The 26397-nt window shown below is 71.4% G+C and carries 24 protein-coding genes and 2 pseudogenes; 13 read left to right on the top strand and 13 right to left on the bottom strand.

What is annotated here, in order from left to right; translation table 11 throughout:
- Positions 1 to 12 precede the first annotated feature (12 nt).
- The 3 genes from ACZ62B_RS00410 (at position 13) to ACZ62B_RS00400 (ending at position 2955) form a co-directional block, all read left to right on the top strand.
- Positions 13 to 984 (top strand): fructosamine kinase family protein, encoded by a 972-nt coding sequence (locus ACZ62B_RS00410; protein WP_469689001.1) that lies wholly within the window; start codon positions 13 to 15, stop codon positions 982 to 984.
- 955 nt (positions 985 to 1939) lie between these two features.
- Positions 1940 to 2182, top strand: coding sequence for a DUF5302 domain-containing protein (locus tag ACZ62B_RS00405; RefSeq protein ID WP_468723712.1), 243 nt, complete (start codon positions 1940 to 1942; stop codon positions 2180 to 2182).
- 494 nt (positions 2183 to 2676) lie between these two features.
- Positions 2677 to 2955, top strand: coding sequence for a hypothetical protein (locus ACZ62B_RS00400; protein ID WP_344559908.1), 279 nt, complete (start codon positions 2677 to 2679; stop codon positions 2953 to 2955).
- A gap of 30 nt (positions 2956 to 2985) precedes the next feature.
- Here ACZ62B_RS00400 and ACZ62B_RS00395 read toward each other — a convergent pair whose 3' ends face one another.
- From ACZ62B_RS00395 to ACZ62B_RS00380, 4 genes are all read right to left on the bottom strand, one after another.
- Positions 2986 to 3429, bottom strand: a complete 444-nt coding sequence (locus tag ACZ62B_RS00395) for a PaaI family thioesterase (RefSeq protein ID WP_344559907.1) — start codon at positions 3427 to 3429, stop codon at positions 2986 to 2988.
- Positions 3430 to 3661: 232 nt separating this feature from the next.
- Complete coding sequence (locus ACZ62B_RS00390; protein WP_344559906.1) at positions 3662 to 4333, bottom strand: enoyl-CoA hydratase-related protein; 672 nt, start codon at positions 4331 to 4333, stop codon at positions 3662 to 3664.
- Positions 4334 to 4387: 54 nt separating this feature from the next.
- A complete protein-coding gene (locus ACZ62B_RS00385) occupies positions 4388 to 4999 on the bottom strand; it encodes a TetR/AcrR family transcriptional regulator (RefSeq protein ID WP_344559905.1) in 612 nt (203 codons plus the stop codon).
- Positions 5000 to 5934: 935 nt separating this feature from the next.
- The gene (locus tag ACZ62B_RS00380; protein WP_468723716.1) at positions 5935 to 7071 is read right to left on the bottom strand and encodes a GlxA family transcriptional regulator; all 1137 of its coding nucleotides are present in this window, start codon (positions 7069 to 7071) and stop codon (positions 5935 to 5937) included.
- Between the two features lie 53 nt (positions 7072 to 7124).
- Here ACZ62B_RS00380 and ACZ62B_RS00375 point away from each other — a divergent pair, with 53 nt between their 5' ends.
- The 4 genes and pseudogenes from ACZ62B_RS00375 to ACZ62B_RS00360 form a co-directional block, all read left to right on the top strand.
- Positions 7125 to 7778 (top strand): HD domain-containing protein, encoded by a 654-nt coding sequence (locus ACZ62B_RS00375; protein ID WP_469688998.1) that lies wholly within the window; start codon positions 7125 to 7127, stop codon positions 7776 to 7778.
- A gap of 2 nt (positions 7779 to 7780) precedes the next feature.
- A complete protein-coding gene (locus tag ACZ62B_RS00370; protein ID WP_469688996.1) occupies positions 7781 to 8392 on the top strand; it encodes a DJ-1/PfpI family protein in 612 nt (203 codons plus the stop codon).
- Positions 8393 to 8420: 28 nt separating this feature from the next.
- On the top strand, positions 8421 to 9152 hold the full coding sequence (locus ACZ62B_RS00365; protein WP_469688994.1) for a DJ-1/PfpI family protein: 732 nt from the start codon (positions 8421 to 8423) through the stop codon (positions 9150 to 9152).
- A gap of 157 nt (positions 9153 to 9309) precedes the next feature.
- Positions 9310 to 9498: pseudogene (locus tag ACZ62B_RS00360) on the top strand (aldehyde dehydrogenase family protein); the annotation flags it as partial.
- On the opposite strand, the gene ACZ62B_RS00355 reads toward ACZ62B_RS00360, so the two are convergent.
- Positions 9497 to 10243, bottom strand: coding sequence for a phosphotransferase family protein (locus ACZ62B_RS00355; protein ID WP_469688992.1), 747 nt, complete (start codon positions 10241 to 10243; stop codon positions 9497 to 9499). The pseudogene ACZ62B_RS00360 and the gene ACZ62B_RS00355 sit on opposite strands and share 2 nt — an antisense overlap.
- 384 nt (positions 10244 to 10627) lie before the next feature.
- Between ACZ62B_RS00355 and ACZ62B_RS00350 the strand changes: the two genes are divergently transcribed.
- Both ACZ62B_RS00350 and ACZ62B_RS00345 read left to right on the top strand, forming a co-directional pair.
- On the top strand, positions 10628 to 10777 hold the full coding sequence (locus ACZ62B_RS00350; protein ID WP_469688990.1) for a hypothetical protein: 150 nt from the start codon (positions 10628 to 10630) through the stop codon (positions 10775 to 10777).
- Between the two features lie 322 nt (positions 10778 to 11099).
- A complete protein-coding gene (locus ACZ62B_RS00345; protein ID WP_469688988.1) occupies positions 11100 to 11333 on the top strand; it encodes a hypothetical protein in 234 nt (77 codons plus the stop codon).
- A 396-nt stretch (positions 11334 to 11729) separates the two neighbouring features.
- Here the strand turns inward: ACZ62B_RS00345 and ACZ62B_RS00340 are convergent, their stop codons facing one another.
- From ACZ62B_RS00340 to ACZ62B_RS00315, 6 genes are all read right to left on the bottom strand, one after another.
- A complete protein-coding gene (locus ACZ62B_RS00340) occupies positions 11730 to 13523 on the bottom strand; it encodes an RICIN domain-containing protein (RefSeq protein ID WP_469688986.1) in 1794 nt (597 codons plus the stop codon).
- Positions 13524 to 13778: 255 nt separating this feature from the next.
- On the bottom strand, positions 13779 to 14804 hold the full coding sequence (locus ACZ62B_RS00335) for a LacI family DNA-binding transcriptional regulator (RefSeq protein ID WP_344556787.1): 1026 nt from the start codon (positions 14802 to 14804) through the stop codon (positions 13779 to 13781).
- Positions 14805 to 14978: 174 nt separating this feature from the next.
- Entirely contained in the window at positions 14979 to 15797 is an 819-nt protein-coding gene (locus ACZ62B_RS00330) for a carbohydrate ABC transporter permease (RefSeq protein WP_344556788.1), read from the bottom strand.
- Entirely contained in the window at positions 15794 to 16771 is a 978-nt protein-coding gene (locus ACZ62B_RS00325) for a carbohydrate ABC transporter permease (protein ID WP_469688984.1), read from the bottom strand. Before ACZ62B_RS00325 ends, ACZ62B_RS00330 begins: the two co-directional genes overlap by 4 nt.
- An 85-nt stretch (positions 16772 to 16856) precedes the next feature.
- Complete coding sequence (locus ACZ62B_RS00320; protein WP_469688982.1) at positions 16857 to 18116, bottom strand: sugar ABC transporter substrate-binding protein; 1260 nt, start codon at positions 18114 to 18116, stop codon at positions 16857 to 16859.
- Between the two features lie 98 nt (positions 18117 to 18214).
- Complete coding sequence (locus ACZ62B_RS00315; RefSeq protein ID WP_469688980.1) at positions 18215 to 20191, bottom strand: glycoside hydrolase family 127 protein; 1977 nt, start codon at positions 20189 to 20191, stop codon at positions 18215 to 18217.
- 297 nt (positions 20192 to 20488) lie between these two features.
- Between ACZ62B_RS00315 and ACZ62B_RS00310 the strand changes: the two genes are divergently transcribed.
- Positions 20489 to 21508, top strand: a complete 1020-nt coding sequence (locus tag ACZ62B_RS00310; RefSeq protein ID WP_344556796.1) for a LacI family DNA-binding transcriptional regulator — start codon at positions 20489 to 20491, stop codon at positions 21506 to 21508.
- Between the two features lie 322 nt (positions 21509 to 21830).
- Here ACZ62B_RS00310 and ACZ62B_RS00305 read toward each other — a convergent pair whose 3' ends face one another.
- Entirely contained in the window at positions 21831 to 22979 is a 1149-nt protein-coding gene (locus tag ACZ62B_RS00305) for an MFS transporter (RefSeq protein ID WP_469688978.1), read from the bottom strand.
- On the opposite strand from ACZ62B_RS00305, the gene ACZ62B_RS00300 reads away from it, so the two are divergent.
- Positions 22957 to 23520, top strand: a complete 564-nt coding sequence (locus ACZ62B_RS00300; protein ID WP_469688976.1) for a glycoside hydrolase family 3 C-terminal domain-containing protein — start codon at positions 22957 to 22959, stop codon at positions 23518 to 23520. The genes ACZ62B_RS00305 and ACZ62B_RS00300 overlap by 23 nt on opposite strands.
- 1037 nt (positions 23521 to 24557) lie before the next feature.
- Positions 24558 to 25283, top strand: coding sequence for a DUF4241 domain-containing protein (locus ACZ62B_RS00295; RefSeq protein ID WP_469688974.1), 726 nt, complete (start codon positions 24558 to 24560; stop codon positions 25281 to 25283).
- Positions 25284 to 25370: 87 nt separating this feature from the next.
- Here ACZ62B_RS00295 and ACZ62B_RS00290 read toward each other — a convergent pair.
- Positions 25371 to 25905 (bottom strand): annotated as a pseudogene (locus ACZ62B_RS00290) (transposase); the annotation flags it as partial.
- A 6-nt stretch (positions 25906 to 25911) separates the two neighbouring features.
- On the opposite strand from ACZ62B_RS00290, the gene ACZ62B_RS00285 reads away from it, so the two are divergent.
- Positions 25912 to 26286 carry a transposase gene (locus ACZ62B_RS00285; RefSeq protein ID WP_469688972.1) on the top strand — a complete coding sequence of 125 codons (375 nt, stop codon included), beginning with the start codon at positions 25912 to 25914 and terminating at the stop codon, positions 26284 to 26286.
- The last annotated feature ends 111 nt before the right edge of the window (positions 26287 to 26397 follow it).

Below are 26397 nucleotides of genomic sequence, written 5' to 3'. Positions count from 1 at the left end.
CGGCAGTTGTTCGTGATCACGAACGAGTGCGGTGAGGCCGCCCGCGGCCAGGGCCCGTTCGACGCGGCGTTCCAGCCCGAACGCAGTGAGGAGCACACCGTGACCGAGGCGACGTCCTTCCTGCTCGGACGCCTCCACGCGGCCGGCCTGACCGACGTCGTCGCGATCGAGCCGGCCGCCGGAGGCCTCGCCGCGACCGCGGGGCTCGCGCACCGCGGCGACGGCACGTCGGTGTTCGTCAAGGCGTTCGGCGAGCCACCGTCGGACGACGTCTTCGCCGCGGAGGCCGAAGGCCTCACCGTGCTGCGCGAGGCGGGCGGCATCGTCACGCCCGAGATCATCCGCACGGACCGCGACCTGCTCGTGCTGTCCGTGCTGCAGCCCCGGCGGGAGACCGAGGCATTCTGGGAGCAACTGGCCCATGCGCTCGCCCACTTGCACACCACCACCCGGTACCCCCGATTCGGTTGGCACCGGGACAACTGGCTGGGCCGTCGCCGGCAGGTCAACACCTGGGCCGACGACGGGTTCGAGTTCTTCGCCCGGCACCGTCTGCTGCGCTGGCTCGACGAGCGACGTGTCCGGGAGGCGCTCGACGCCGCGGACCGGGCGGCGCTGGAGCGGCTGTGCGACCGGCTGCCCGAGCTGCTGCCGGCCAGGCCCGCGTGCCTGACGCACGGCGATCTGTGGGCACTGAACGTGATGGCCACCCCCGACGGGCGGCCCGCGCTGATCGATCCTGCCGTGTCGTACACCTGGGCCGAGGTCGACCTGGCCCACCTGTGGACGACGGCGCCGCCGCCCGAGGCGCACGTGTTCTTCGAGCTGTACGCCGAGCTGACCGGACTCGACCGCGACTGGCGCGAACGGATGCCGATCCTCCAGCTACGTCAACACCTGGCCGTGATCGCCCAGTTCGACCCCGACTGGGGCGCCGCGGATCTCGTGCGCGCCACGCTCGCCCCCTTCCGGCAGCGGCCCTGAGCCCTCACGTTCCTGTCACGCGACGATGGCGCGGTCCCGTTTCGTCCGGGTGGGGTGAGGATGTTCGCGACAGCCGCGGGGTTGCCGGCGCCGGAGCACGGCAGAAGGCCGGCAACGGGTCGGTGTGAGCCCTGGAGCACCCGGCGACAACTGACCGGGCATGCCCGTCGACGTACTCTCCTGGCAACGCCCTTGACCTGCAGGAGCGGGCAGGGGGCAGACCGATCGGGAGTTTCTTCATGCCTCGTGCCATGTTCAGGCCCAGGATCTAGCGTTCGATCGTTTCCGCAGGTCAGAGCCCTGATTGCCGCCTCCGGGTCAGCAAATGGACGGAGCGGTCCGTTGCCGCCCCACCAAAAGCTCGGTCAGCGGACGGGCGCGGAACACGCGAGGCGGTGGCGGCCCCGACAACGCCGGATGACGGAGCACTCCACGGGCCGGCACGCGGACGGCTCCGTCTTTTCCGCGCCCTCGAGGCCATCCCACGGGACGCCTACGGCGAAGACGCCATGGCGGACGACGTCCACCGGCCGGTGGTCCGGAACTGCCGGTGGAGGTGCTGCGGACACTGAGCGGACCCGGGGCGCGCGAACCCTTCCCGATCCAGGCCGTCACACCGCCCGATGCCTTCGGGGACGCGACGTCCCGGGATGCGCCGGCAAGGAGACCTCGCGGCGCCGGCGGCAGGTCCCGGAGGGCCGGCGAGGCCCGCAAGGCCGCCCTCGCGCGTCGCGACAACCGAGGGGCGCTGTCCGGGAAGTGAACGTCCTGGCCACGGGATCGGCGCCCCTCGGCCCGGCCCGAAGCCGTCCTGTGCGCCTCACCCGTCAAGCGAACGCCCCCGACCACGAGAGGGACACCCGCCGAAACGGAGCAGGATGACGTCATCGGCGTCCCGCACCGCGCCCGGCATGACAAGCTGTGCTTGCCCACCCCCCGAACCCAGGAGGTCACCATGACCGCAGAGCCCGTGTCGACGGAAGGTTCGGAGCCGGCTGACCCCGAGGCGTCACCTCTGGCGCCGGACGGCGACGGCAACTACGACCTCAAGCGCAAGTTCCGCGAAGCCCTGGCGCGCAAGCGCGGTGCGCAGGCGGACGCCGCCGGTGTCGCCGCCAACCCGGATGCGTCGAAGGTGCGTGCGGCGCACGGCCCGGCTGCGAGCCAGCGGTCGTTCAGGCGCAAGAGCGGCGGCTGAGTCGATCAGTCCCGGGACCCGTCCGCTTCACCGGCGCTCCGAGCGCCACCCACTCGCGCATCCCGTGCAGTGGCCCGCGACGTGCGCATACCCCTGTGCGCGTTGCGGGCGAGGCGTGGACGAACTCGGACGACTCCGGGCCCGACCGGCCCGAGGGCAGCCGTGCCGTGACCGTCGATCACCAGCAGGCCCCGCACCTTGTGCGCGGTAGTCGTGCGCAGGATCTCCCGCGCGCCGTCGTCGGTGACGACGGCGACGGCCTCGCCCCGGGCCGGTTCCCGGCCGGACGACCGGTCGGCGATTCGCGTGCGGGTCACCCGGCCGACAGGACCGGCACACGGCCTCTCGCCCTGCTCACCGGCGCTTTTGGCGGGATCGGACATGAACTGCCCCGGCAGTCCGCCGAGCACGGCTGGAGTCCGCCGTGCGCCGCCTGCGGGAGACGGACGCGCGGGTCACGTCCCGTACGCGCCGGTCTCCGGACCCGCGAGGGTGTGGGAGGGCTGCTCGCCGCGGTCGGCGGGCTGACGGCCGACCTCGCCGCCCTCGACGCGGGGGCCGGCCGGGGCGGTGCCTTCGTGGACGCCGACCCCGCCGGCGACCGGGCCGTCATCGATCCGGACATCACCGCGGCAGTCCGGCCGGTCAAGCCGCTGCCGCGCGCCATGGTGGCGCGCGGCGCGGGCAGGATCGCCTCCACCTCGTCGTCCGTCGCCTCGACGGTGCCCGGCCCCTTGCCGCCCGTCCGCAATGCCTCGACGCCGCCATCGTGACGGTGGGAGCCGGCGTCCCGGCCGGGCGACCTAAAGGATCATGCAGGTGGTGGTGGCGTGGGCGATCAGTTTGCCCTGGTCGTCCAGCACCTTTCCTTCGGCGGTGGCAGTGCGGCGGCCGGCATGGATGACGGTGCCCTCCGCGGTGAGGCTCTGACCGTCGGTGCGGGCGGCGCGGATGTAGTTCACCTTGAGTTCGAGGGTGGTGTAGCCGGTGCCGGCGGGGAGGGTGGTGTGGACGGCGCAGCCCATGGCGGAGTCGAGGAGGGTGGCGGCGATACCGCCGTGGACGGTGCCGAGGGGGTTGGCGAAGTCGGGGCGGGTGTCGAGGGAGACGACGACGCGGCCGTGTTCGACCTCGTCGAAGCGCATGCCGAGCAGGCGGCCGATGGAGGGTATGTCGGTGGGGCGTTCGGCCTGCACCCAGCGCATCAGTTCCAGGCCGGTCATGGCGGCGAAGTCGGTGGTGGTCACGGGTCGTTCTCCTTGCGTGGTGCTGGTGGTGCCGCCGTAAGAGGCGGGTGCCCGTCAGGCGGGAAGGGGCTCGACGCGGGCAGGGACGTGCTTGTGCCAGGGGGTGCCGGCGATGGGGTCGCGCCAGGCGGTGCCGGCTGTCATCGGCCCTGTCTCCTCATGCGGTGGACGGCTGGGGCAGTCAGCATCCCCGGGGGAGCCCGGGGCGCGGACGGCGGTCGGTGGGGGCTGGTCAGCCGAGAGGGTCGGCGGTGTCGCGCAGGGTGGTCAGGGTCGGGGCGTACATGCGGGCCTTGATGGTGCCGAGGGTGTCGCCGGCCTTGTTCACCTGTGCCCGGGCGATGTCGATCGCGGTGGAGCGCACGGCGTCCTCGCCGACCGCCCGGTCGACGATGCCGGCGGCTGCGGCGTCGGTGCCGCCGTAGCGGCGGGCGGTGAGCATGGCCTCGTGGGCGGTCTGCGGGGCCAGCCGGGACTGGACGAGTGCGGCCATGCCGGGGGTGAAGGGGATGTTGATGTCCGCTTCGGGCAGGCACCAGTAGCCGCGGTCGGCGCGCATGACGCGGAAGTCGTGGGCGAGGGAGAACATCGCGCCGGCGGCGAAGGTGTGCCCCTGCAGCGCGGCCACCGTGACGACCGGCAGCGACAGCATCCGCGCGAACAGCCCATGGACCGAGACGACGTAGTCCCGGTGCTGGTCGGCGTGGGCGAACAGCCAGTCCAGGTCGAGCCCGTTGGAGTAGAACTTGCCGGTGGCGACGGTGACCAGGGCGCGGGGGCCTTCCGCCTTCTCCACCTCGTCGAGCGCGGCACCGACGGCGGTGAGCCAGTCGGGGTGGAAGCGGTTCTCGCCGTCTCCGAGGTCGAGGACGAAGACGTTGTCGTGGCGGTCGAGCGAGGGCATGGCGACTCCTTCGAGCTGTGTGGGTGAAGTGGCCGGGCGGTCGCAGGCTGCGGACTACGGCCGGGGCCCGGGACCGGCACCGGGACGGTCGCGCAGGGCGTGGAGGAGCAGGTCGTGGATCTCGGCTGCGGCCGCCTCGATCGGGGCGGTGCTCCGCTCGGCCCGGCACATGATCACCGCGCCTTCGACCGCGGCGATGATGAAGGCGCCGAGCCGGCGGCTGCGTTCCTCGGGCAGGCCGTGCCGTAGGAGGAGCGCCGCGAGGGCCTCCTGCCAGCGGGCGAACACGGCGGCGGCGGAACGGGCCAGCCGGGGTGCGTCGTCGTTGGTCTCCACGGCCACTGCCACGATCGGGCAGCCGGCCCTGAAGCCGCTCTCCACGAGCCGGTCGCGCCACAGCACGAAGAACGCGTCGACGGCCGCCACCGGATCGTCCGCCTGCACGGCGGCGTCGATCAGGCCCGCGATGAAGTCCCCTGCCAGTGCCACCGCCTCGTCGATGAGCTGCGTCCGCCCGCCGGGGAAGTGGTGATACACCGAGCCCCGAGGGGCTCCGCTGTGGGCGAGGACCCGGTCGATGCTGGTCGCGCTCGCCCCGTACTCACGCAGCAGGGCAGCGGCGCTGAGGATCATCCGGTCACGGCTGTCACTCCTGCGCGGGCTCACCCGCCCACCACCTTCCCCATGACGGTACGGCCCACCGAACGGGCTACCTGTCGGTAACTTATGGGGTATGCCATAGAACATGCAAGAGGGGCTGCGGCGGTCGTTTGATCCGTACCGGCAGGCGCCGCCCGGTCGAGGCGCGCCGGCTGTGACAACGCCCCCGGGCGCGCCCCGCTCGACACGCTGAACCTGACGGAGGAGTCGTCGGAGACCGGGGACCGGAACCAGTCCTCCTCCGGACTGCGCCGTGTCGTACGAGCACGGGCCCGTCGAGAGGGTGGGGCCTGTGGGCGGCTCGGCTCTGTCCGCCCGGAGGCGGGGCGGGTACGGCAGGATCCTCGTGGAGCTTCGCGGCCGTGGCGGCCGTGACGCCGCACCCGCAGGCACCCGTCGGGACCCACTCCTTCTGTGAACGCACGATGACCGCCTTCACTCACTGTGACCGGTCACGAATCGACGTTCACCACGGCGGTTCCCGGGCTGGTGCGGGAGACCGGCGAAGGGGCCGTGGCCGTGAGCGGTGGGCAGAGCGCGCTTCCCCGGCTGCTGACGGCGCGCCACGAACGTCTCCTTTCCTCATCGTGGACCTGACAGGAAGGGTGGCGGCGCGGCTGTCCACCACCGGTTCCGTGGCGAGCGGGAGGCACCGACCTGCTGGAGCGCACCCGGGACCCGCACCCGCGGGAGGCCGCGCCGACGCTGACGTCCGCGGTACGGGACGCCGCCGGAGGCGGGCTCGAGGACGACGCCACCGTGATGTGCCTGGACTGGCACGGCCCCCCAGGAGACCCAGCGGCACGCCGGCTCCGGCGCGGACACCCGGCAGGCCTCACGCGGCCCGCTCGCCGGGGAGTCCCAAGCCCCACAGCGCGAGCGCGGACTCCGGGCCGCCGGACGGTTCACCACGACGCGGGCCGGCCGGGCAGCCGTCACGCTCACCGGGAGCGACGTGGACGGACCGCAGGTTGTCCGACGCCCGCTGCGGGGAGGGCTGTCGCGAGGTCGCCGTCGGGGTCCCGGTGTGTCCCTCCCGTCCGGGACGGCGAGGCGGCCGGCGGGCCGGTGGCCGTCGTCGGGGTGTGCGCCTGAGCGGGGTTCGGCCGTGCCGTCGGGGCGAACGCCGCGCGATAGGCGGTGGGTGTCGTCCCGAGGGTGCGCCGGAAGTGCAGCCGGAGGTTGGAGGGGCTGCCCAGGCCGCAGCGGTCGGCGATGTGGTCGACGGCGAGTCCGGTGCTCTCCAGCAGTTCCCGGGCACGGTCGAGTCGGGCGGCGAGCAGCCACCGCAGGGGTGTCGTGCCGGTCTCGGTGACGAACCGCCGGGCGAAGGTCCGCGGCGCCATGTGCGCGTGCGAGGCGAGCCGCGGGACCGTCAGCGGTTCGTGCAGGCGGGCCAGGGCCCACGCCCGGGTGGCCGCGAGGGTGACGCCGGGTTCTTCGGGGGCCAGCGGACGTTTGATGTACTGCGCCTGCCCGCCGTCGCGGTGGGGCGCCGAGACCAGGGTGCGCGCGACCTCGTTCGCCGTCCGTGCGCCCAGGTCACGTCGCACCAGGTGCAGGCACAGGTCGATGCCGGCGGCGACGCCCGCCGAGGTCAGCACCTGTCCCTCGTCCACGTAGAGCACGTGCGGGTCCACCGACACCGTCGGGTACCGCGCGGCCAGTTCGTCGGCGTACTTCCAGTGGGTGGTGGCCTTGCGGCCGTCCAGGACCCCGGCTGCCGCCAGTGCGAAGGCGCCGGTGCAGATGGACACCAGCCGCCTGCCCCGGGCGTGGGCCCCGGCCAGTGCGGCGAGCACGTCCTCCGGGAGCTCTCGCTGGTGTGGTGCGTACCCCGGGACGATGACGGTGTCCGCCTCGCGTACGGCCTCCAGCCCGGCCGCCACCGTGACCGCGAAGCCCGCGGCGGTCGTGACCGGGCGCGCGGTCCGTCCGCACAGGGTCAGTCGGTAGGGACCGCCGGGCACGGCGATGAAGACCTGGGCCGGAATGCCCAGGTCCAGGGGCAGTACGTCGTCCAGGACCAGTACCGCCACTCGATGCGGTGCGGCGGGGGTGGCAGCTTCCTCTCGCATGAAGGCAAGTCTGCCACTTCCACGGGCAGTTGACGCAGACGACCATCGATGCCATGAACGACGTGATGACCACCGCCGTCCCGCCGCTCCCCGACACCCCCCTCGCCCGCCGGGCGCTGGCCCTGGTGCGTGAGACGGAGTCCACCGCGACCGCCAACCACAGCGTCCGCAGCGCGCTGTTCGCCCGCCTCCGCGCCGACCACCAGGGCGCGAGGCCGGGGCACGACTACGATCCGGAGCTGCTGTTCCTGGCCTGCGTCCTGCACGACATCGGCCTGACCCGGGCGGGCGATCGCCACCAGCGGTTCGAGGTGGACGGCGCCGACACGGCCGCGGAGTTCCTCACCGAGCAGGGCCTGCCCGCCGCCGACGTCGACGCCGTCTGGGAGGCCGTCGCCCTGCACACGACGCCGGGCGTCGCCGAGCGCCGCGGCACCCTGTGCGCCCTGGTGCACCAGGGGACCGGCATGGACTTCGGCTGGGACACGGACTGCGTCGACGACGCCACCGGGGCCGCGATCCACGCCGCCTATCCGCGGCTGTCCATGGCCACCACCCTCACCGACGAGATCGTCGCCCAGGCACGGCACCGCCCGGAGAAGGCCCCGCTCTTCTCCATCGCGTCCGAACTGCTGCGGGAGCGGTCCGTGCCGCCGCACAGGACCCGGATGGAGACCATGGCCGACGCCGCGCGCTGGGGCAACTGACCGTGACCACGTACGGAATCCTGCTGTTCGACTCGGCGCAGGAACTCGACTTCACCGGCCCGTGGGAGGTGTTCACCACCTCCTCAGGACTGCGCGACGGCGCGGACGACGTCCTGCTCCTCGCCGAACGCGCCGAGCCCGTCCGGTGCTCCCAGGGCATGCGGGTACTGCCGGACCGCACACTCGGCGACCACCCGCCCCTGGACGTCGTCCTCGTACCGGGCGGTCACGGCGCCCGGGAGGCCGAGACCCGCAACGAGCGGATCACCGGCTGGCTCACCGGCACCGCCGCGCACGCCACCTGGGTGGTCGGCGTCTGCACCGGGACCTTCCTGCTGCACGCCGCCGGCCCGGCCCGGTCCCGCCGGGTCGCCACCCACTGGCAGTACGAGGAGGCGCTCGAAGAACGCGGCGACGTCACCGTCGTACGCGACGCCCGCTACGTCGTCGACGGCAACCTGCTCACCAGCCAGGGCGTCTCCGCCGGCATCGACAGCACCCTGTGGCTCGTCGGCCACCTGCACGGGCGCGAGCACGCCCGCGCCGTGCGCCGTGCCCTCCAGTACGACCCGGCACCTCCGTACCTCGCGGACGAGCCCGCACCCTGCCCATGACCGACCGGGAAACGGAGTACCGACCGAGATGAACCGCCGTACCCTCCTGCACGCCACCACCGCGCTCGGGGCCGCGACGCTGACGGCCGGCGCCGCCACCCGGGCCGACGCGGCATCCTCCCGAACTCCCGGGCGAGACCGACCTTTACGCGTACACGTCGTCATGTTCGACGGCGTGGAAGAACTCGATTTCACCGCCCCGTACGAGGTGTTCTCCGCTTCTGGCTACTTCGCCGCCCGGGAGGTGGAGGTCCGTTACGTCACGCTCGACGGCCCTCGTACCGTCGAGGCCGCCTACGGCACCCGCCTGCGCGTCGACCACGGGTGGGCCCCCGAGGAGGCGGACCTCCTCGTCGTCCCCGGCGGCGGGTACGCGCGCCGCGAGGACCCCGGAGTGTGGGCCGAGATCGGGCGGGGAGCCCTGCCCCGGGCCCTGGCCGCCGCGGCCCGCCCGGGACTGACCGTCAGCGCGCTGTGCACGGGCGTGATGCTGCTCTCCGCCGCCGGGCTGACCTCGGGACGCCCCTGCACCACCCACCACCGGGCGCGGGCCGACCTGGAGCGGCAGGGCGGCGTGCTGAAGAACGCCCGCGTGGTCGACGACGGCGACCTGGTCACCGCCGGCGGGGTCACCTCCGGACTGGACCTCGCCCTGTGGCTGGTGCGCCGGGAACTCGGCGCGGACGCCGCGGTCGGCCTGGAGGAGATGCTCGAGTACGAGGCCCGTGGCACGGTGTGGACCGCGCGAAGCAGCCGGTGAACGGACATCGCCGGTCGCCGTCCCGGCCTGTCCGTCACCGTGGACGGCGTCCGCGACCGCCTGCGGACCTGCCGGGACACGCCGTCTCCGAACACGGAGCACGGACCCGGCCTTCCGCAGGACCGCGAGACGCCGCCCCCTCGGGCGCGCGGGGTGTGCTTCCCGCGCCGGCCGGTCCGTGGGCGAGGCGGCCGGCCGCCACCTCAAGCGCGCCCACCTGGAACTGGGCGGGAACTCGGCGTTCATCGTGCGCCACGACGCCGACGTCGGCCAAGCGGTCAACCTCGCCACCTGGGGCAACTTCCTGAACCAGGGCCAGATCTGCATGTCGATCCCGCGCAGCCTCACATCCGGGATCTCAGCACGTCGACCTCGCAGCCCGGCGCGAAGGGGTCGAAGCCGTGCTCGATCAGCCAGCGAACTGCCAGCAGGCTTCGCAACGACCACCACGCGTGGATCACGTCGAGGTCGATGTCGCTGCCATAGCCGGCGATGACGTCGTCGAGGTGCTCCTCGTGTCCGAGCGTGAAGGTGGCGAGGTCGTACAGGGCATCACCCTGGCCCGCCTCGGACCAGTCGATGATGCCGGTGACCTCGTCGCCGTCGACGAAAACGTGTGCGATCTGCAGGTCGCCGTGTGTGAACGCCGCAGTCCACGGCCGGAGCGCGGCCTCGGCGACCCGGCGGTTGCGGGTGACCAGGTCGGCGGGCAGGACACCGTTCGCCACGAGCAACTCGCACTCGTCGTCGAGTTCCGCCGCCAGCGCGACGATGCTCCGGCCGGCCCGGCCCGGCCGGGGCGGCAGGGGCGCTTCGTGCAGTTTCCGGATGGCGGCGCCCGCCGCGGCCCACGCCGCCGGCGACCCGGTCGACGGCCCGCCGAGGCGCCCCAGCGTCGTGCCCGGGAGTGCGGCGACCGCGAGCACGGGCGGCTTGCGCCACAGGACCTCCGGGGTCGGGACCGGCGCCAGCGACATCGCCTCGACCTCGACGTCGATGCGCGCCTGGTCGGCGTCCACCTTCAGGAACACGTCACCGACGCGCAGAGTCGCGCGCTCGGCATGGGCGACGACGACTTCGACCTCATCCATGGGCGATCAGTATCCCGGAGCCGACCGCCGACGTCGCGGGTCAATCGCGTGCGATTACGCGGCTGACCGCGTCCCGCTGCCCGGCGGCCTCGTGCACGGCAGGAGTCTCAAGTCCCCACCATCCGGTTTCCTCGTGCGGCAACGAACCTCCACACCACGGCTCATGGCTTGTCCGGAGTGATGAGAAGCCCCTGCGGCCCGCCGCGTCTTCGAACACAGCCCGGCGCCCACCGGCGCCCCGCTTCTCAGCCGACCGCCGCGCCGCCCACAGCCGCCATGCCCTCCCATCGCCCCCGAGGGACAACCGCCACCTCCGTCAACAGGCTCGGACGGCATACTGGCTGCTCTCACCGGCATCCATGGCGGCACATCGGGACAGGGCACATGGCGCAACCCCCGAACGACCGGACCGTTCTGGCTGATCCGGCGCTGGTGGCCGCCAGTCTCCCGCTCGTCTACAACGTCGTCCAGGACACGATGGTGCGAGCGGTGGGCGGCCTGGGGGAACTGCGGGAGCCGGAGCGGTTCCGGTGATGGCTGGTCGCCATCGCCGTACGGCAGGCCCGTATGTGGTGGCGGACGGGACGGAACCGGCCCAGCCCGGTACTGCCCGAGGAACTGACCCAGGAGTACGACCCGCAGGCGGACTTCGCGGACGTCACGATCCTGCGGCTGGATCTCAGCGGGCAGCGCCGTGAGGCGGTGGAGGCCGGCCGGTGGCTGGAGGACGAGGACCGGGAGGTGCTGTCGCTGTGGTGGATGGAGGCCGCCGGGCAGCTGACGCGTGGTGAGTGGTCGAGCGCCGAGGCTCGCCATGGCCGAGGTGATGGCCGCGGCCATGTCGTCACCGGTGTAGGTGACGGTGTCGCCGCGCCGGGCGGTCCAGGCCGAACCGTCCTTCACGGCCTCCGTCGCGAAAGTGCCGGTGCCGCACTTCTTCGGGCTCGGCGCGGCCGCCGGGGCGGAGGAGGCGGTGGCCGCCGGTGTGCTCGCCGGCGCGGAGGGCGCCGCGCTCGACCCGGCGGACGCGGAAGCGCTCACCGAGGGCGAGGCGGAGGGGCGGTGCCGCTTCGGCCCGCGGTCGTGCTGAGAGTCGTCCTTCTCGTCCGCGTGGTGCCGGGCTTCGGAACGGTGCTGCGGGGAACGGTCCTGCGCGGCCGTGACCCCGCCGACGACAGCCAAGGACGAGACGGTGATGACCGTCCTCCTCTTCGGTGACCGGCGTGCGCGATGGCTCATGTTGTTCGATTCCTTCGTTGCCGGTGGAACGTGACCGCCCTCGGGGGAGAGCCGTCGCGTTCCGGGGGCGCGGGCGCGCCCTTGTACGGGGGACCCGGGGCGCGGCGTCGGATGTCAGAAACCTCGGGACCCCCTTGTGTGACCTGAGTCATCCCTGTGATTGCCGGCGGGAAGGCGCGGGAAGCGCCTCCCCGCCGGTTCGTGACCGGTGGGGAGGCGCTTCACGGACGTGGCCGGGCGGCCGGGGTCACTGGAGGGTGATGCTGTCCAGTTCGGCGTAACCGGTGCCGCCCGCGAAGCCCGGGGATCCCTTGGCCAGCCGGATCATGTTGTAGCCCGCGCGCAGGTTGACGTTCACGGTGGCGGTCCCGGTGGGCTTGCCCCAGCCGGAGCTCGTCGGCGGGTAGGTGACGGTGGACCAGGCGCCGCCGTTGTACGCGAGTCCGTGTGTGGCGTTGGCGCCGGTGGCGTTGGCGTACTTGATGCCCATCGAGTAGGTGCGCGCGCTCGGCACGTACACGAGGAAGTCGACGAAGCTCTGGTCGCGCATGTCGGCGGAGTTGTCGATCTGCCCGACGTAGCCGCCGTTCGACGCGGAGCTGGAGCTGTGGGTGTTGGCGTTGACGACGGTGGCGTTCTCCGCCTCGTACGTCTGCTGCCAGGTGGGCGTGCCGGAGGTGGGGGTGACCAGCAACTGGTACGCCATGACCGCGTTCATGCCGTTGACGGGGACGGTGATGCTGCCGTCGGAGGCCACGGTGTACGTCTGGGTGGAGACGGTGACCGGTGCGGACTGGTTGGTGTGGCGGCCGGTGTCGTTGGTCCGGGACAGCGTCACGTTCACCTGGGAGCCGAGTGCGCCGACGCCGTTGATCTTCACCGTGTTGTTGCCGCTGTCGCCGCCGAAGACGACGTTGACCTGCTTGCGGCCGGCGTCGTAGGAGGCCACGCCGTCGAGCCAGGACTGCGGCACGGTCTCGACGATGTTGCCGGACTGGTCGCCGTACCACTTGTAGGCCCAGTAGGACGCCGTGGGCCGGTCGTTGTGGAGCAGGCCGTTCATCGTGCCGGCCTCGTACCAGTAGGCCCGCTCGGCGTCGTGCACGCCCGCGCGCTCGAACTCGGCCATGTAGTGCACGGCCACGCTGGGCTGGTCGACCTGGCTGGGCGAGCCGTACTCGTTGATGGAGACGGGGCGGTGCGACAGGCCGAGGGAGGTCTCGACGGCCCGGAAGTCGTCGACGTTGGCCTGGACGGTCTGCCAGCCGCTGTTGGTGCCGAGCTGGTGCCACACCATGACGTCGGGCAGGGTGCCGGTGTCCCTGGCGTGCCTCATGAAGGCGTACATCCAGTCGTGGTCGTACCCGGCGGTGCCGGGACCCGCGATGGGCGTCTTGGTGTCGATGGCGCGGATGATCTCGTAGCTGCGGGTCCACATGTCGTGGAAGGAGCCCTCGGTGTCGTCGAGCCTGCCCTCCCAGGTCCAGTCCGGCTCGTTCCAGATCTCGTAGCCGGCGATGTTGGTGGTCGTGGTGGCCGCCATCCGCTCCTGGATCATGGTGGTGAGTTTGGACTCCCAGTCCGCCCAGCTGACCCAGTTGTAGGGGAAGGCACTGAAGATGTCGGAGAGCCGCAGGTACTGCTGACCGCCGGCGGAGGTGACCTTGTCCGCGACGTCGAGTCCGTCGCAGCACGGGGTGGTGGCGCCGTTGCCGAGCTGCTGGTTGCCGGGCGGGGGCTGCGTGAGGGTGTTCAGGCGCAGGGGGTAGAGCCGGCTCAGTGAGGGTGCGGTGGCTCCGTCGTCGACGCCGTAGAGGCCGCCCGCGGCGACGTGGGTGACCGGGCGGACGGTCGTGCCCACGTTCACGGTGAGGGTGTTGCCGGCCGCGTGGGCGGGGGCTGCCACCACGCTGCCGGCGGCGATGACGGCGATCCCGACGGTGGCGTGGGCGACGGCGCGGCGCAGACGGGAGGATCTGCCGGTGGTCGGAGCGGACTCGTGGGAGGTGCCGGACGACGTCCGGCGGCGTGGCCAGAACATGGCGGGCCTTTCGGGTGGGGGCCGATGTGAGGAAGCGCTTCCTCACCAGGGCGCGTCCCACCCCGGAGGGGAAAGGGGTGTGGGACGCAGCTGTGCATGACGCGGGCTCACGGAGGAGCATGCTGGAAGTCGCGTTGCGGAAGCGCTGTGTTGCGCCGATGCTTCACCCGGCGTCCGAGTCGCGTCAACAGGTCGGGTGAGGTGAATTGCCAAAAATTTTTCGGGAGTTGAGGAAGCGCTTCCTCAATCGGTCGATCAGGACCCGGCCGACGCGGTCGCGGTGGAGTCCCTGACCAGGACCGCACACCGGTGCAGCCGGACGCCGCCGCCGACCGGCCTGCCGTCGATCATGTCGAAGAGGTCGCGGACAGCCGCGGCTCCCAGGGTGTGCAGGTTCATGTCGACCGTGGTGAGCGGCGGGTCGCTCTCCAGGGCGAAGATGGGCCAGTTGTCGAAGCCCGTGATCGCGACGTCCTGCGGAACCCGCAGGCCGGCGCCGCGCAGTGCCTCGGCGACACCCGTGGCGATCTGGTCGGAACCGCAGACGATCGCGTCCACACCGGGACTCTGCGCGAGCAGCCGTTCGGCGAGCACCCTGCCGGACCGCTGGGACCACTGCCCGTGCAGCACCTCGTGCGCGAGGGTCAGCCCGGCCGCACGCAGGGCGGCCGCGATGCCCCGGCCGCGTTCCCGGACCGCCCGCGCCTGGTCGGGACCGGTGATGACGGCGATCCGGCGCCGGCCGCCGGCCAGGACGTGCTCGGTGATCTCACGGGCCCCGCCCTGGTCGTCCGGGACGTGGACGACGTCCGCGGCGCCGTCGGTCTCCCCGTAGACGTAGACCACCGGCTGCTCCAGGAGCCGTCCGACCCTCGTGGTCGGGGTGTTGTTGTCGCCGACGACGAGGACGCCGTCGACCTGCCGCTCCGCGAAGCGCTCGACGATCCGCCGCAGTCTGGCCCGGTCGCCCCGCGCATCGCTGACGATCATGCTCAGGTCGATCTCGCTGAGCGCCTCCTCCGCGCCCAGCAGGATGGGCAGCACGAAGCGCTGCGCGTCGCTGTCCGCCACGACCAGCCCGACCGTGCCGGTACGTCCGCTCATCAGGCTGCGCGCGATCCGGTTGGGCGTGTACGCGAGTTCGCGGGCGGCCTTGAGCACCCGGGCACGTGCCTCGTCGGAGACGCGGGCCTGGCCGTTGATCGCTTTGGAGGCCGTCGTCAGTGACACCCCGGCGCGGCGAGCCACTTCGGACAGAGTCGTCGAACGCCCAGACTGCATGCGCTGATTCTGGCAGCCGTCCGGGCACATCGGTCTGCCGGGTGACCGCGGGGCCGCGCGGTCACCCGGCGTGGGACGTCGCCGGTCCGTCGTCAAGCGGCCCCGCGGCCGGTCACGGGGGGCGGACCCGGGAGATGGCCCGCGTGAGCGGCGCAGCGGGCGACAGTACGGGTATCAGTCCTTGACCGCCCCCGCGGTCACGCCCGCCGCCACATAGCGCTGCGCCAGGACGAGCAGGACCGCGGCGGGCACGGACGCGACGACCGCGGTGGCCATGATGGCGTTCCACTCCTGGTTGTTGTTGCCGATGTACTGGTAGATGCCGAGGGTGATCGGGCGCATCTCACCGCCGCCGTCGAGCGTGCTCGCGAAGACGAAGTCGGACCAGGCCCACAGGAAGCTGAAGAGCGAGACCGTGACGACGGCGTTGCGGCTGACGGGCAGCACGACCGACCGGAAGGTGCGCCAGGTGCCGGCTCCGTCGACGCGGGCGGCGGCGAGGAGCTCACCGGGCAGGCCCGACATGAACGCGGTGAAGATCATCACGCCGAACGGGACGGCGATGGTCGAGTCGGCGATGATCAGCCCCCACCACGAGTTGAGCAGCCCGAGGTCGAGGAAGACGCCGTAGAAGCCCATCGCCATGACGATGCCGGGGATCATCTGCGCGATCAGCAGGGCGAGGCCGAGCACCCCGCCGCCCGGGGGGCGCAGCTTGGCCAGCGCGAAGCCGGCCGGGGCGGCCAGGACGAGGGTGAGCGCGACCGTGCCGAGACCGATGAGCAGGCTGGTGCCGAGGTAGGGCAGCTGGTCGTCGAGGACGGCGCGATAGCCCTCGAAGGTGGGGTGCAGCGGCAGCAGGTCGGGCGGTGACTTGCGCATGTCGCGCTGCGGGGTGAGGGAGACGTTGACCATCCAGTACACCGGGAAGAGCATCACGGCGGTGAGCAGGAGGCCGATGACGGTGCGCGGGCGGGAGCGGCGGGCGGTCATGCTTCCTGCTTCCTCTGGACGCGGATGTAGAGCAGGCCGAAGACGAGGGCGATCAGGATGAGGATGTTGCCCACCGCCGCGCCGGCACCGAACTTCGGCATCAGGGTGCCGAATCCGAGCTGGTACGACCAGGTGGCCAGGGTGGACGAGGAGTCGCCCGGACCTCCCTTGGTCATGATCCAGATCAGGTCGAACACCTTGAGGGTGTAGACGAGTCCCAGCAGCAGGGTGATCGCCGAGACCGGACGCAGCAGGGGGAAGGTGATGCGCCGGAACTGCTGCCAGGCGCTCGCCCCGTCGAGGGCGGCGGCCTCGTACAGCTCGGCGGGGATGTTCTGCAGGCCGCTGTAGAGGATGACCAGGTTGAACGGGATGCCGATCCAGATGTTGGCGATGATGACCGAGGCCAGCGACCAGTCCGGAGAGGCGAGCCAGTCGACCGGACCGACACCCACCAGGCTCAGCGCGTAGTTGATCACGCCCGACTCGCTGTTGAACATCCAGGACCAGGTCGACGCCGACACGATCAGCGGCAGCAGCCACGGGATCAGGAACAGCGCCCGCAGGGTGCCGGACAGCCGGAACCCGCGGTTGAAGAAGACCGCGAGGGCGAGGCCCGCCGTGTACTGGCAGGCGATCGACGCGAGGGTGAAGACCATGGTGTGCGTGAGCGCCGGCCCGAAGGTCGGGTCGTCCAGGATGGTACGGAAGTTGTCCAGTCCGGAGAACGGGGCGTCACCGGAGACGAACGACCTGACGGTGTAGTCGCGCAGGCTCAGGTCGAGGTTGCGGTACAGGGGATACAGGTAGAACGCGGCGAGGTAGAGCGCCAGCGGTGCGAGGAAGGCCAGTGCGGTGAGCCGGCTCGTGCGGCGCTGCCGCCGCTGTTGTGCCGAACCGGTCGTCACGTGGCCGGGGGTGGGCGTCCCGGTTCTGGGCCAGCGGTGGGGGCGGTCGGCGCGGGTGATGGTCATGCGGTCTCCTGGGTACGGGGCCGGCCGGGGCACCGTGGTCACGTGAGACGGTGCCCCGGAGGCGTTGCCGTGCGGCCTGTCGGTGTCAGCGCTGGCCCTTGCCCGCGGCCTCCTGCGCCTCCGACAGTGCGTCCTTCGGGCTCTGGCCGCCGGAGAGGGCGCTCTGCACGGCCATCCACATCGGTTCGGAGATGACCGGGTACTTGGTGCCGAGTCCGTCACTGGTGCGGCCGCGGGCCGCGGCCACCGCGGTGACCCACGGCTCCAGCTCGGCGTCGGCCTCGACCTGCTGCTTCTGCACCTCCTCGGTCGGCGCGACGTACGACAGGGTGGTGTCCGTCTTCAGCAGGTTGTCGGAGCTGGTCAGACAGGTGACGATCTTGCTGCTGGTCTCGTAGCGCGCCGTGTCCTCCTGCACGGGGACGGTGACGAACTCGCCGCCGGTCGGCACGGGCGCCGAGCCGCCGTCCCGGCCCGGGATGCTGATGACGCCGTACTCGAAGCCGGCCTTCTCCGCGTTGCCGAGCTGCCAGGTGCCGTTCTCGGCGAACGCGTAGTCACCGGTGGCGAACTCCTGCCAGCTGGTGGTCTGGGTGTTCTGCAGGACGCTCTTCGGCGCGTACCCGCTGTCGACCCACTGCTCCCACAGGGACAGTGCGGCCTCACCCTCCGGGGAGTCCAGCTCGGTCAGGTCGCCGCCGGCGCCCCAGAACCACGGCAGGAACTGGAAGCTGCCCTCCTCGGTGTTGATGGCGGAGAAGGTGATGCCCTTCCTGCCCTTGTCCTTGACCTTCTTCAGCGCCGTGGTCAGCGAGTCCCAGTCCTTGACGGAGGCCGGGTCGACACCGGCCGCGTCCAGGACCTCCTTGTTGTAGTAGAGCGCGAGGGTGTTGGCGCCGATCGGAGTGCCGTAGGCGGCTCCGCCGATGGTGCCGGCGCCCAGGATGTTCTCCTGGACCGCCCCGGTCTCCAGGCCGACGTCGGTGACCTTGTTGAGGATCCCCGCCTCCACCAGCGTCGACACGACCGGGTTGTCCACCAGCATGACGTCCGGGGCGTTGCCCTGCTGCGCGGCGAGCAGGGCCTTGTTGCCGAGGTCCGTGGTGTCGTACGCGGTGCGCTTGACCTCGACGCCGGCCTCGGTACCGCACTGCTCGACGAGCTTCCCCCACTGGGAGGAGGCATCGAACTGGGGATACGGGTCCCAGAACGTGTAGGTCTTCCCGGCGCCGCCGGATTCGGCGTCGGAGGAGCCGGCGCCGCCTCCGCAGGCGGCGACGGTGCCGAGCGCCGCGACGACGGCGACGGCGACGGCGGTGATCGGAAGGCGGCGGGGGTTTCTCACGGTGACCTCGTTGTCTTGGAGGCGGAACTGGCAGATGGCGAAGGCGCGACGTGCTGAGTCCGGAGACGCGGAAGCGTCAGGTGGGAACCGCAGGTGGTTCAGAGCGTGGGGATCCACACGCGCATGGAGCTGTCCTGACGGTTGGCCCACGCGTAGTAGGGAACGGCGGTGAGTTCGACCGGTTCGTCGCTGTAGCCGGGGTCGGCACCGCCGGCGTTCGCGTACGGCCACCAGCCCGGGTCGCCGATGGTCCGGCGCCGGCCCGCGGCCACGACCGTGGTGACGCCGCCGAGCAGGTCGGGGCGGTGTTTGACGGCGAGGGGCCGGGTGGTGTCGAGGACGATGTCGTCCAGACCGCCACCGGGGTGGTCGACTCCTTCCAGGCAGTACACGAGAGGTCCGCGCTCGATCGCGGCGCAGCCCCGGACGGCGTCCACGCGCGGGTCGGCCACCGTCAGACGGGCTTCCAGGGCGAGTTCGAGGACCACTCGGTCACCGGGGGACCACGTGCGTTCCAGACGCAGCCAGCCGTCGGCGGCGGGTGCGTCGGTCGCGTCGCGGACCACGTTCCCGCAGCGCACGCGGTACTCGGTGCACCACTGCGGGATGCGCAGTGAAAGGGTCCAGGGCCGGTCGGTCGGCGTCTGTTCGACGGTGAGGGCGATCGTGTCCTGCCACGGATAGTCGGTCTCGGCGCGCACCAGGACCGGGGCGCCCTGGACCTCGCCGGCGTAGCTTCCGGTGACGTACTGGTGGATCTGCAGGCCGCGGTCGTCGCTGGAGGCGAGGTAGTGCTCCAGGGAGGCGAGCAGCCGCATCACGTTCGGCGGGCAGCAGGCGCAGCGGAACCATCGCGTGCGGCGGGCGGACTGGTCCCCGCCGGTGTCGGTGTGGCCGTCGCGGACCTGGAGCGGGTTGACGTACAGCCAGCGCTCGCCGTCCAGCGAGACACCGGCCAGGAAGCCGTTGTAGAGAGTGCGCTCGACGAGGTCGGAGTAGCGGGCCTCACCCGTGAGCAGGGCCATCCGCCAGCTCCACTGGACGGAGGCGATGGCGGCGCAGGTCTCGCAGTAGGCGCGCTCGTTCGGCAGCTCGTAGGGATCGCCGAAGTCCTCCTCGTCGTGGTGGGCGCCCAGTCCGCCGGTGAGATGGGTCTTGGTGCGGGTCATGGCGTCCCACAGCCGCTGCGCGGCGGCGCGCAGTTCCTCGTCGCCTGTTTCCGTCGCCAGGTCGGTGACGGCGGCCAGCAGGTAGAGCTGGCGCACGGCGTGGCCTTCCACGTCGGTGGCCTCACGGACCGGGACGCGGTCCTGGCAGTACGCCTCACCACCGAGCAGGCCGTGGCCGAAGCGGTCGACGAAGTATCCGGCGAGGTCGAGGTAACGGCGTTCGCCGGTCTCGCGGTACAGCTCGACCAGGGCGGTCTCGATCTCGGGGTGGCCGTCGACGCCGTCGATGGGTCTGCCGCTGCCGGGCGGACCGAAGACGGAGTCGATGTGGTCCGCGAACTTCACGGCCACATCCAGGAGTTCGGGACGTCCGGTGCTCCGGTGGTGGGCCACGGCCGCCTGGATCAGGTGTCCGGCGCAGTACAGCTCGTGGCCCCAGCGCAGGTCCTTGTAGCGCTCGCCGCCTTTGAGCAGCTGGAACCAGGTGTTCAGGTAGCCGTCGGGCTGCTGGGCCTCGGCGACGAGGGAGACGATGCGCTCCACGCCGTCCGCGAGCCGGCCGTCGTCCGCGGGGCCGGGCCGGGCGAGCTGCCAGGAAGCGGCCTCCAGCCACTTGTAGACGTCCGAGTCCACGAACGGGTAGGCGCCCCGGAACTCACCGTCCGCCAGGCCCGCCACGATCCGGAGGTTGCTCAGGTTGCCCGCCGACTCCAGCAGGGCAGGACCTTGCGGGATCGAGGTGCCGGCGTTCACCTGACGGCGGGTGTGCCAGAAACCTGCGCGGACCTGGACGGCGGCGGGGGTGAGCAGGGCCCTGGCGCCCGGACCGGGACGGACCGGGCCGGCGGGGACTGCGGCCCGTTCGGAAGGGCGGGACGGGGGTGCGGCACGACCAGGGCTGGGCATGGCTCTCCGGAAAAGTAGTGAGGAAAGGATCTCCGGCATGCTCGGGGTGCACGGCGTCCCGGAGACGGGCTGAGGGGCTGACGGGCTGTCGCGGGCTGAGTCGGCAGTGCCCGGCGACCGTCTCGACCTGTCCCGGGCAAAATTGAGCAATCGTTTTCCTAGCGGCAACCTAGGAAGCCCTTGCGGCAGAGTCAAGGGGCGTGCGGCGAGTATCGTGGAGATTCACGGGGGACTGGCCAGGGAGGCATGCCCGTGTCAGGATGCTGTGCCACACATCAGAAAGGAAAAGGTTTGCGCGTGTCCGCTGAAGCAGATTCCCCACCGGCCGGGAGGGCACGGCTCGCGGACGTCGCCAAGCTCGCGGGCGTAAGCGTCGGGACGGCGTCGAAGGCCCTGAGCGGCAGCGGCCGGATGCGGCCCGAGACCCGCCAGCGGGTCCTGGACGCCGTCGTGGCGCTCGGCTTCCGGCCCAACCCGCAGGCGCAGAGCCTGCACACGGGCCGCAGCTGGACGGTCGGCCTGATGACCACGGACGGCATCGGCAGGTTCAGCACACCGGTGCTGCTGGGGGCGGAGGACGCCCTCGGCGCGGGCAAGATCTCCGTGCTGCTGTGCGACACCCGCGGTGACGGCATCCGTGAACAGCACCACCTGCGCAACCTCGTGGACCGCCGGGTCGACGGCATCATCGTGACCGGTCGGCGCACCGACCCCCGCCCGCCGCTGAAGGGCGTGGAGCCCATCCCGACCGTCTACGCCCTGTCGCCCTCCACCGACCCGGAGGACATCTCCGTCGTCTCCGACGAACTCAGCGGAGTGACCCTGGCCGTCGAGCACCTGCTGGCGACCGGCCGTACCCGCATCGCGCACATCACAGGGCCGGCCCATCACGCCGCCGCACAGAACCGGGCCCGGCACACCGGTGAACTGCTGGAGGCGGCCGGTCTCGAACTGTCCACGGGCCGGGTGCACTTCGGCGAGTGGAGCGAGGCGTGGGGGCGGCGCGCCGTCGAGGCGGTCCTGCGCACCGCGCCCGACACGGACGCCTTCTTCTGCGGCAACGACCAGATCGCCCGGGGCGTGACGGACACCTTGCGCGAGACCGGAGTGGATGTCCCCCGCCAGGTCGCCGTCGTCGGTTACGACAACTGGGACACCATGGCCCTGGCCAGCAGGCCGCCCCTCACCACGATCGACACCGATCTCGCCGAGATCGGCAGGCAGGCAGCCCTGAGGCTGCTGGACGCCATCGACTCCGAGCCGAAGTCCGGCGTGCACACGGTCCCGTGCCGGCTCGTGGTCCGCGATTCGACCTGAGAGGCCCAAGGCATCGCAGCGCCTCGTGCCGGGCACCGCCGCGGCGACGGGGCTGCGGACCGAGGGGCGGGCCACGGCATGCACGCGCGGTGGCCCGGACCACTCACATGACGTTGCGCATGTTCGCCGAGCGCATCGAACAGCTCGACGAGCTGAACCAACGCCTGACCCGGCTCGTCGAGCACCACGCCCCGCACCTCCGGGCGTACCACGAACGCCGCGCCCAGGAGGGCGGGACCCGACGCGAGAGCGTCCGAAGCCTCGAGTGGTATGCCGCCCGCTGGTCTTCCACCAGGTCAGGCTGGTTTCCCTCACCTCCGCGTCATAGGGGTGTCGGTGTCGGCTCGGTGCCGCGCGCGGCCTTCACCGTCGGCTGTTTCCCACGCACGGCCAGCAGAAGCAAGCCGGCCGCGCAGAACACCGCACCCGTCGTGACGTACAGGACCAGCGGTGTCCAGCCCGCGTCCAGCAGCCGGCCCGCCGCGGTGGGCGCGATGATGGCACCCACGCGGCCGGCACTGATCGCCGCTCCCACACCCGTGGCCCGCAGCGGCGCCGGGTAGACGCCCGGCGTCAGGGCGTGGAGGCCGGCGACGCAGCCGTTGACCGCGACTCCGATGACGGCGCCGATGCAGAAGGCCAGGACGAGTGTGCCGGTGGACGACGCGAAGGCCACGACGAGTGCCGCGGACACGAAAAGATACGTACGCGGGACACTGCCGAGCGCGTACCGTGCGGCCAGTGCGCCCAGGAGCACGGTGCCGAAGACGCCGCCCAGGTTGAGCAGTGTCCCGCCGGTCAGGCTCTGCGTCGCGGACGTACCGGCCTGCACCAGCAGGGTCGGCGTCCAGCTCGTGACGAAGCAGAAGGCCGCCATGACGAGGAAGAAGGCGCCCCACAGCACCAGGGTGGGGCTGCGCGGGTCCGGTGCCAGGAGGCGGCGGAATCCGCCCGTGGAGGTGAGCATCGCCGGTTCCCCGTCCGGGAGCGCGGGCAGGTCCGGCTGTCCCATGCGGCGTGCCAGTTCGTTGACACGGCTCAGGGCGTCGGCGGGTCTCCTGCTGAGGAGGAAGCCGAGTGATTCCGGCAGGAGACGGAAGGCGAGGGGGACGACGGCCAGGGTGGCGAGTCCGCCGGCCAGGAACACCGAGCGCCACCCGTAGCGGTCGATGAGGGCGACCGAGGAGATGCCGCCGATCGTCGCGCCCACGGCGTACCCGGTGGAGTCGAGACTGACGGCCGGACCGCGCCGGCGGCGGGAGGCGAACTCACCGGCGATGACGTTGCCGCAGGCGAGGACGGCGCCGATACCGACGCCTGTGAGAAGGCGGAGTGCCCCCGGCTGCTGCCAGTTCTGACTGGCCGAGGACAGCGACATGTCCGCGGCGGCGACGGTCGGACCGGCCGGGATGACCGGCCGTCGGCCGATCCGGTCGGCCCAGGGGGCGATGAGCAGGGCGCCCGACGCCATGCCGACCGACGGCCCCGTAGCCACCTCATGGCTGAACGACGTGGAGGCCGTGGTGCAGGCGTGGTACGCGGGCCGGGGTGCAGGTACCGCGATTGCCGTCGTCCTCTTCGGCGACAGCGACCCGGCCGGCCGCCTCCCGGTGACCTTCCCCACCGACGCCACCCAGGGCTCCGGCACCACCCCCGCCACCTACCCGGGCACGAACGGCACCGTCGACCACGACAAGGTCCTCCTCGCCTCGGGCGACGCCACCCCCTGGGTCACCCAGCTCATCACCTACGCCCTGGTCGCGACCACCGTCTACGCCGACGAACCGGACTTCGACCAGAACATGGAACTCGGCAAGGAAACCTTCGCCGGCTCCGGCTGGAGAACCGCCCTGCGCAAGTACATGGAGATGGACGACCGCGGCTGTTTCGACGCCGACCCACTGGACACGACGTACGAGGAGACTCTCGACCAGGTGGCCACGGGCCGGGCGGTGGGGGCCGTCCGGGTCGCGAGCGCGCTGTCCGAACTACGCGCCGCTGCCCCGACCTGACACCGCGCATGACCGCACTGCCCGCCAACGACGACCCCGGCGACACGCGGATGCCGGGTGCCGTCTCGGCCGCCCATGGCCTCAACCCCGACACCCCGCATCGCAAGGAGGCCCTCGCTTTCATCGACTTCCTGGGATCCGCTCGCGGACAGAACCTGTACAACCGCTCCGGCTCCACCCTGCCCGCCCTCCCGAACGCCTCCTTCACCGTCGACCCCGCGATCGGGGAGGTCGCGGAGCGGCAGAAGGCCGGCACCACCATTCCTTTCATGGACCAGCGCTGGCCGGACTCCGCCGTCCAGCAGACGCATTTCGCCCAGGTCGAAGCTCTCTTCGCCGGTACCACGGACATCGAAGCGGCCTTGGCCGCTCTCGACAGGGCCTATCGGGAACGAACCCGAAGCAGGTATGAGAAGTGCGTCTTTCCCGGACTGGGGCGCGGACATCGTCCAGGACTCCGCCGGGGCCCACTCATTCCGGTCCAGCTTCCGATGAAACGGTCCGGGCCACCATGCCTGGCCTCCTCGACCAGTGCCCAGCCGCTCTTGTGCTTGAACGGAGTAAGCAGTCCCCGCACGTACGCAAGAGTTGACTCCCGTGGCGCCGAGCACGACGGCTTCGCGGCCGTTCGCGCGACGGCCATCGAAGGACTGCTGGTGAGGCGCACCACGGGCTGTCTCTCAACGCCGGTCACGAGTGGGCGAGAAGCCGACTCCATGTCAGCCCGTCCAGGTCAGGTCGGGCGCCGGTTCGGACGAAGTCATCCGGCTGTGGTCGGAGCACGTTCGAATCTCCCCACCCTCTGCTCGGACCGCAGAGTCGCTCAGCTTGATTCCCCGGGCCGGCCCGCGCTGACCTGCGGTCCGGCTGCCTACCTCCGCCACCTGCCAGGCGGCATCGGACGCAGTGGCGGCACCACGGCGAGCTGACCTGATCACGGTCACCTTCCGTGGTCCGATGGGCGAACTGCCGATGTCACCGGGCTCACGTACCTTTTCGGTTGACCGCCCGGCGGGGTGGCGACGGAGGGATGAGACATGGAGTGGATCGGGGACGCCCGGCTGGTGGCCGGGCCGGAGGCCACCTGGTACCTGGAGACGGCGTTCACGCCCGGGGAGCACCTGGGGACGGTGTACGACGACCCGACAACGCCCATCGTGGTCACGGGGATTGAAGAGGTGACCACCATTCGCGTACCCAGCGGCCGTCTCGTCGTGGACGCGCCGTGGCATGACGACGAAGTCTGGGAGTACAAGCGAGGACTGCCGACGAAGCCCCCACGGGAGCTGGCGGTGCGGATTCCCCCGGGCACCTACCGGGTGGAGATCGCGTGGACGGCGGGGCCGTACGAATTCTTCGGGGAGCACTTCGACGGCGTTGAGTGCGCCGCGACCCGCTTGTGCATCAGTGACGACCCCGTGGCCGGGTGGGAGATGGGCCTGGGTGTCGACGACGACATCGACCGGCTTCAGCCGGGCGAGCAGATCCGCTTTTACTCCGACGCCAATGTGGGCTGCTTCGCCGACGCCGACGCGTGGACGGCCTTGACCGCGCCGTTTCGCACGTATGTGGACGGCGAGCCCGTGCCGCGCAACTCCGAACAGCTGCCCGGCTGGTGCGAGCGGATCACCGACGAGTCGCACCAAGCCGATCTGGTCACGTTCACGGCAGAGTCGGGCGGCGTCGTCTGGCTAGGCCGCACCAAGACCGGCGACGTGGCCGTGATCGTCGTAACCAGCGGCATGCCTGCTGCCAAGGCCTGACGCGGCGCCACCGGGTCTGCCGGTCGCCGAACCTCCCAATGCGCTCGAGGATTTGATCAAGCGGGGAGAGGAGTATTCCCGGTCGTTTCAAGAACCCCCGGAAGCAACTGCCGATGATGAGGGCGCGGGCGGAGTGAAGGCACGTTCTCCCTCGAAGAGGACTCGCCTCCGGAGGCGATGGAACGGCTGTCCGAGCAGGCGGTCGAACAGGTGCCGCTGAGCTTGTGCGTGCCAGTCGCCGATCTCCCGCCGGTGGCGGTAGTGGGCCTGCGCCCCGGGGGATCGGTGCGGATCCGGCTCAGGCCTTCAGGCCGCGGGCGTCGGCGAAGCGGTTGCGGTCGTCGCCGGTCTCGGCGAGAACACGTGCCGCGAGCTGGACGCCGAGGCCCGGGAAGCTCAGGGGTATCTCGGCATCCGGATGCTCGCGAAGGCCGGCATCAACTGCTTCAGCAAAGCGAGAAGCTGCTTGCCGAGGGCGTCCTCGAGCCGCGGGCTGGTGAGCGTACTCGGCGCGCAGGACACCGCGCAGGCGGTCAGCCTCCTCCTCAATGCCGCGGACACGGCCGGCGCGCTTGAGTGCGGAACGCAGCCGGCTTGGCGACAGTCGCGAACTCTCGGTAGGTCGCGCATGATCGCCGAGCGCATCGAACAGCTCACCGCGCAGACCAACGAGCTGAACCGACACCCGACCCGGCTTGTCGAGTGTCATGCCCCACAGCTGCTCGAACCGGTGGGCATCGGTCCTGACAGCGCCGTCACTCTCCTGATCACCATGGGAGACAATCCGGAACGGCTGAACTCCGAGGCGTCCTTCACCGCCCTGTGCGGAGTCAGCCCCATCGAGCATTCGTCGGGCCGGCGGAGCACGCGCCGGCTTCAACCACGGCGGCGACCGGCAGGCGAACGGGGCCCCGCACGGCATCATGTTCATCCGCCTACGCCACGACCCGCGTGCCCAGGCGTACTGCGAACGCCGCACCCAGGAGGGCAAGGCCCACCGTGAGATCACCCGATGCCTCAAGCGATACGCAGTCCGCGAGACCTTCAACGCGGTCAGAACGGATTCCCGCACCCCCGCGATACGGGGGCGTCGAGGACCGCATCCGCTCAGAAC

The sequence above is a fragment of the Streptomyces sp. NPDC053426 genome, from assembly GCF_055585405.1.
The sequence above is the reverse complement of the archived record's forward strand: the minus strand, read 5'-3'. Positions and strand labels throughout refer to the sequence as shown.

Coding starts and splice junctions, on each gene's coding strand:
- ACZ62B_RS00380 (WP_468723716.1), bottom strand. CDS start 7,071: ATGCGAGAGGAAGCTGCCACCCCCGCCGCACCGCATCGAGTGGCGGTA.
- ACZ62B_RS00285 (WP_469688972.1), top strand. CDS start 25,912: ATGATCGCCGAGCGCATCGAACAGCTCACCGCGCAGACCAACGAGCTG.
- ACZ62B_RS00300 (WP_469688976.1), top strand. CDS start 22,957: ATGAGCAGGGCGCCCGACGCCATGCCGACCGACGGCCCCGTAGCCACC.
- ACZ62B_RS00340 (WP_469688986.1), bottom strand. CDS start 13,523: ATGTTCTGGCCACGCCGCCGGACGTCGTCCGGCACCTCCCACGAGTCC.
- ACZ62B_RS00325 (WP_469688984.1), bottom strand. CDS start 16,771: ATGACCATCACCCGCGCCGACCGCCCCCACCGCTGGCCCAGAACCGGG.
- ACZ62B_RS00375 (WP_469688998.1), top strand. CDS start 7,125: ATGAACGACGTGATGACCACCGCCGTCCCGCCGCTCCCCGACACCCCC.
- ACZ62B_RS00305 (WP_469688978.1), bottom strand. CDS start 22,979: ATGGCGTCGGGCGCCCTGCTCATCGCCCCCTGGGCCGACCGGATCGGC.
- ACZ62B_RS00335 (WP_344556787.1), bottom strand. CDS start 14,804: ATGCAGTCTGGGCGTTCGACGACTCTGTCCGAAGTGGCTCGCCGCGCC.
- ACZ62B_RS00365 (WP_469688994.1), top strand. CDS start 8,421: ATGAACCGCCGTACCCTCCTGCACGCCACCACCGCGCTCGGGGCCGCG.
- ACZ62B_RS00315 (WP_469688980.1), bottom strand. CDS start 20,191: ATGCCCAGCCCTGGTCGTGCCGCACCCCCGTCCCGCCCTTCCGAACGG.
- ACZ62B_RS00405 (WP_468723712.1), top strand. CDS start 1,940: ATGACCGCAGAGCCCGTGTCGACGGAAGGTTCGGAGCCGGCTGACCCC.
- ACZ62B_RS00355 (WP_469688992.1), bottom strand. CDS start 10,243: ATGGATGAGGTCGAAGTCGTCGTCGCCCATGCCGAGCGCGCGACTCTG.
- ACZ62B_RS00390 (WP_344559906.1), bottom strand. CDS start 4,333: ATGCCCTCGCTCGACCGCCACGACAACGTCTTCGTCCTCGACCTCGGA.
- ACZ62B_RS00350 (WP_469688990.1), top strand. CDS start 10,628: ATGGCGCAACCCCCGAACGACCGGACCGTTCTGGCTGATCCGGCGCTG.
- ACZ62B_RS00295 (WP_469688974.1), top strand. CDS start 24,558: ATGGAGTGGATCGGGGACGCCCGGCTGGTGGCCGGGCCGGAGGCCACC.
- ACZ62B_RS00330 (WP_344556788.1), bottom strand. CDS start 15,797: ATGACCGCCCGCCGCTCCCGCCCGCGCACCGTCATCGGCCTCCTGCTC.